This window comes from Microcystis sp. LE19-10.1B, assembly GCF_027530565.1.
Taxonomy (GTDB): domain Bacteria; phylum Cyanobacteriota; class Cyanobacteriia; order Cyanobacteriales; family Microcystaceae; genus Microcystis; species Microcystis aeruginosa.
The window spans coordinates 1-5129 of record NZ_JAPZQM010000609.1 but is presented as its reverse complement, the minus strand read 5'-3'; the positions used below and the strand labels follow the sequence as shown (position 1 = coordinate 5129).

Sequence of the window (5129 nt, the reverse complement as noted above, 5' to 3'; positions counted from 1 at the left end):
AAAAGATATTTATCAGAAAAGTCATGATCAAGCTAGAGGTTTAAAGACTGAGCGGGTTCCAATTATTTTTATTAATAAATATTTTACACAATTCATACCAGGTAAGCAAGAGAGCTACGCCACTACTACCGAATCATTACCATTAATCGACAACTAAAGCTTATGGGTGTAGCTAAGTGAAATCATTGATCAAGAGACCTGTACTTTTCAATAACTTTTTCAGCAGACCCTAATTATTAACCCTATTGCTGAATAACTATTTTAGGCTGTAGGTAGTATTCATCTTCTCTGACAACTATCTCACCAATGCCGATAAATTGAGCTTCTAAAGACTCCACGGCAACCAGAGAACCGATCATAACATTTGTATCGGTTAGATTAATTTTTCTGCCGTGAAACCAATCGATAACTCTTTCTGATGTCAAAGAAATCCAGTCTAGATGTGCCAAGGCAATGCGAGGTGAAATTAAACCCTCGGAATTAGCCATTAAAGCTTCCAGATTAATACTATCGGCTAATTGAAAACCACAGCTTTCCGTGCGAGTTAAACTGGCTAAAGTGCCACCCACAGCTAACACCTTGCCCAAATCTCTGGCCAGGGAACGGATATAAGTCCCCGATCCACAGTGAATATCTAGCTCTATTTGTGGAAATTCGCCCTCTAACCAGTCTAAAACCGTAATTTGGTCAATTTTGACCTGACGAGGCTCCACTGCGATTATTTCCCCTTTGCGTGCCAATTCGTAGAGACGGCGACCATCCTGGTGAATAGCACTATACATCGGCGGAATCTGGGCAATATTGCCAATAAATTCCGCTAAATGCGGCTTAACTGCCTCTAAAGTTAAATCGGGCCAGGGACAAGTAGCGATCGCTTTTCCGGTAATATCATCGGTATCGGTGCTGAGTCCTAACTGGATTTTTGCCCGATAAGCCTTATTTTCGGGTAAATAGGCCAGTAATCGGGTGGCAGCCCCGACGGCGATCGGTAAAACTCCCGTAGCCATAGGATCTAAAGTTCCGCCATGGCCGACTCGTTTTGTCTTAAGAATTTTTCGGACTTTGGCCACGCAATCGTGAGAAGTCCAATCGGGGGGTTTATTGAGATTTAAAAAGCCAAACATTATAAATTATGAATTATGAATTATGAAGTGGGGTGGTGGGGTGATGGGGTGATGGGGAGAATAGATAAAAGCAATCTCCTCAATTCTGAATACTGAATACTGACGGCTGATATCTAAAAATCTGACGTATTAAGTAGGGAGGCGCAATTATTTATAGGATGGGTTAGCGGTAGCGTAACATGATCGGGCGTTGGGCTTCATGCTGAAAATAGTTAAAACCCTACACCCTACACCCTACACCCCACACCCTGCCCCCACCGAAAACCTTTTGCCGCAAACCCTACTTATATAATTGCATAACTTCGCTTAAAGGTAAACGGGAACGAACACCGATAGAAAGGTCAGAAAAATGACCAAGATCATAATGATCAACGGCAGCGCAAGCAATCATAGCGGCGTTATCGGTACAGAGTTTAAGCGGCGGAAAATAGACGGTTAAATGATGATTTTTGGCGGCAGTTTCCAGATGATTTCTTAAGGCACTATTGGCCGCCACTCCTCCCCCGATCGCAATAGTTTTTAAGCCATAATCTAAGGCACAATTGATTGTCCGACGGGTTAAACTTCTGGCTACCGTATCTTGAAAACTAGCGGCTATGTCAGCTACAGGTAAATTATCTGGCTCGAATTTCTCTACTAAGCGCAAAACAGCAGTTTTTAAACCACTAAAACTGGAATCGTAGGCATGAAAACCGCCGGTTGGTAAAGATATTTTACCCTCAGGCAAGGGAAAAGCTTGCGGATTACCATCTTTAGCCATGCGATCGATTATCGGACCACCCGGATAACTTAAGTTTAATAATCGTGCCACTTTATCAAAAGCTTCTCCGGCTGCATCATCTCTAGTGGTTCCTAATTGTTGATATTTGCCGCAGGCCTGCACATGGATTAAACTGGTATGACCCCCAGAGACTAAAAGAGATAAAAAAGGAGGTTTAAGATCAGATTCAGCGAGATAGGAAGCATAGATATGACCTTCGAGATGATGAATGCCGATAAAGGGTTTATCGTGGACAATAGCCAGGGTTTTAGCCGCCGTCATTCCCACCATTAAAGCACCTACTAAACCGGGGGCAACTGTGGCGGCTATTCCATCAATTTCTGACCAATTTAACCCCGTTTCTTGCCAAGCTTTTTCTAGACAAAAATTAATGGTTTCTAGGTGTTGTCGGGAGGCCATTTCCGGCACAACACCGCCATAGAGACGATGGAGATCAATTTGAGAAGAAACCACACTACTCAACACCAGGTTATTGTTAACAATAGCCACAGCCGTTTCATCGCAACTGGTTTCGATCGCTAAGATAATTGTCATAAATTAATCAGTAAATCGTCAGACACCCCCCTTATTAAGGGGGGATTAAGGGGGGATCCATCTTTAATTTAATTATAACCACTTACTTAATTTTGCTTAGGTACTTAATTAAAATTAAAGTTATCATTCAGCAATTTCCATAGCCACCACCGCCGGGGGTTTCAATAATAAAAATATCACCAAGGTTCATTTCTACAGTCGCAGTACCGGGCAATTCTTCGATAGTTCCATCGTTTCTTTCCACGGCATTACGTCCTATTTTACCAGCTTTTCCTCCCGCCAGTCCAAAGGGGGGAATCAGGCGATTACCCGACAGAATATTGGCGGTCATAGCCTCTTGAAATTTAATTCTTCTAATCACACCATCACCTCCAGAATATTGTCCCCTGCCGCCACTATCGGGGCGAATGCTAAAACTTTCTACTAACACAGGATAGCGCATTTCTAATACTTCTGGATCGGTGAGACGGGAATTAGTCATCTGGGTTTGCACGGCAGCGGTTCCCGCAAAATTTGCCCCCGCACCAGAACCGCCACAAATAGTCTCATAATATTGATATTCTTGATTGCCAAAAGTGAAATTATTCATCGTCCCTTGGCTGGCTGCTTGAATGCCTAAAGCACCGTATAAAGTATTAACTATTGCCTGGGAAGTTTCTACATTTCCTGCTACTACGGCCGCTGGATAAACGGGATTAAGAAAACAGCCAGACGGGATAATTAAATGGAGGGGTTTGAAACAGCCAGCATTTAAAGGGATTGCCTCCTCCACAAGGGTACGAAAAACGTATAAAACCGCCGCTCTTGTCACTGCTAGGGGTGCATTAAAATTATTATTTAACTGGTCAGATGTGCCAGTAAAATCGATGGTTGCTTGACAATTATCAATATCTATGCTAATTCTGACCTTGATGACAGCACCGTTATCCAGATAATAAGTAAATTCACCATCTTTCAGGACAGATATAGCTTTTCTCACCGCTAATTCCGCATTATCTTGAACGAACTGTTGATAGGCTTTAACCATAGCTAATCCGTAGCGCTCAACCATATTATGTAATTCTCTTTCCCCCTTGGCATTAGCGGCTATTTGTGCCTGAAAATCGGCAATATTTTGGGCGATATTGCGTGCAGGAAAAGGACTATTAGTTAAGTGATTAATTAATTCTTGTTCCCGAAACTGTCCCGCCGCTACCAGCAAAAAATTATCGAATAAAATTCCTTCTTCGCTAATATGGACAGAATGGGGAGGCATAGAACCGGGGGTAATTCCACCGATATCAGCTTGATGTCCCCGGGAGGCAAGATAAAATAATATTTCCTGATTTTGGCGGTCAAAAATAGGACTAATTACTGTGACATCCGGCAGGTGAGTACCGCCATTATAAGGATTATTAGCCAGATAAACATTCCCTGGACGAATCGTCTCACCTTTATCCTGAATTAAGCTTTTGACACTATCGGACATAGAACCTAAATGGACGGGAATATGAGGAGCATTGGCGATTAAATTTCCTACCTCATCAAAGATAGCACAGGAGAAGTCTAGGCGCTCTTTAATATTGACACTTGCCGCCGTATTTTGCAGAGTAATCCCCATTTCTTCGGCAATAAATTGATAGAGATTTTTAAAGATTTCTAGATAAATAGGATCGGCAACGGTAGTTATTTCTGTGCGGTGAGAATTGAGAGGGGACATAGGAAAGTCAGTTATCAGTTATCAGTTATCAGTTATCAGTTATCAGTTATCAGTTATCAGTTATCAGTTAGCTGTCTATTGTCTTTTTTCTCCTCCTGTCTCGGAGTTTACCGTCTGCTCACCCAAGAGAAGATTTTTGATTTTTGCAGGAGATCTAGTTACCAGTGATCACTGGCTGTTCACTGTTCACCGATCACTGTTCACTGATAGGGGCTGACTGATATATAATCGCAGTCAGTACCAGAGGGTGAATTATGGATAAAACCAGCTTGATCGATAAAGTGCAACAAATGGCCAATAAACGGGATTATTTACTGCAATTGCGCGATAAACCCGACATTGGGGGTCTGAGATTAGACGTTAATCAAGCTCTTGAGGAGTTGGATGAATTACTCGATGAGTTTCAAGCAACTTTTCCCGAAGAAAAACTTAGTTAACTATCCGACCCGACGGAATTGAGATTTGTCCGATTGTGCTAATTTTCCCAAGTCATCGATCGCTTTGATCAGATCTTGGGAAGATATATCTTTAGGGCAGTATAGATCAAAGGCTGTAGTTTGATTATTTTTTTCCATTAGAAGATTTGCCAAGGAACTATAGGCGATAATGCGGACATAAGGGTCGAATTGTTTGATCTGAATAGCGGCGCTCTGTCCATTTAAGACAGGCATCCGTACATCTAAAATAATTACATCTGGTTGATAAATTTTCGCCAAGGCGATCGCCTGTTGACCATTAACCGCAATTCCCACCACCTGACGATGCGGCTGCTGGGAAATTAAGGTCTTGAGGACTAAAGAAGTTAGCTCGTGATCGTCGGCAATCAAGACTTTAATTGTCTCTCTCGGCTTCATCGAAAATTTGGGTCTGAAACCCCGTCGTTCTACGACGGCTTTACTGTTAAATATTAGCACATTTACGAAATATATGCTAAAATGTGAGACATGGAAAAAGCCTATTCGTTTCGATTTTACCCCACACCAACACAAGA

General features: G+C 42.2%; 6 protein-coding genes. 2 read left to right on the top strand and 4 right to left on the bottom strand.

Annotated features, from left to right (window positions below; genetic code table 11):
- Positions 1-242: 242 nt before the first annotated feature.
- From truB to O9332_RS21985, 3 genes are all read right to left on the bottom strand, one after another.
- On the bottom strand, positions 243-1124 hold the full coding sequence (gene truB, locus O9332_RS21995) for a tRNA pseudouridine(55) synthase TruB (protein ID WP_002763851.1): 882 nt from the start codon (positions 1122-1124) through the stop codon (positions 243-245).
- A 280-nt stretch (positions 1125-1404) separates the two neighbouring features.
- Positions 1405-2439 (bottom strand): tRNA (adenosine(37)-N6)-threonylcarbamoyltransferase complex transferase subunit TsaD, encoded by a 1035-nt coding sequence (gene tsaD, locus O9332_RS21990; protein ID WP_288027429.1) that lies wholly within the window; start codon positions 2437-2439, stop codon positions 1405-1407.
- A gap of 127 nt (positions 2440-2566) precedes the next feature.
- A complete protein-coding gene (locus O9332_RS21985; protein WP_288027427.1) occupies positions 2567-4138 on the bottom strand; it encodes a hydantoinase B/oxoprolinase family protein in 1572 nt (523 codons plus the stop codon).
- A 254-nt stretch (positions 4139-4392) separates the two neighbouring features.
- Here O9332_RS21985 and O9332_RS21980 point away from each other — a divergent pair, with 254 nt between their 5' ends.
- On the top strand, positions 4393-4575 hold the full coding sequence (locus tag O9332_RS21980) for a hypothetical protein (RefSeq protein ID WP_002763844.1): 183 nt from the start codon (positions 4393-4395) through the stop codon (positions 4573-4575).
- Here O9332_RS21980 and O9332_RS21975 read toward each other — a convergent pair whose 3' ends face one another.
- Positions 4576-4992 carry a response regulator gene (locus O9332_RS21975; RefSeq protein ID WP_002763842.1) on the bottom strand — a complete coding sequence of 139 codons (417 nt, stop codon included), beginning with the start codon at positions 4990-4992 and terminating at the stop codon, positions 4576-4578. It lies immediately after the preceding gene.
- 90 nt (positions 4993-5082) lie between these two features.
- Here O9332_RS21975 and O9332_RS28205 point away from each other — a divergent pair.
- A partial coding sequence (locus O9332_RS28205; RefSeq protein ID WP_353737710.1) for a helix-turn-helix domain-containing protein occupies positions 5083-5129 on the top strand: 47 nt, incomplete at its 3' end.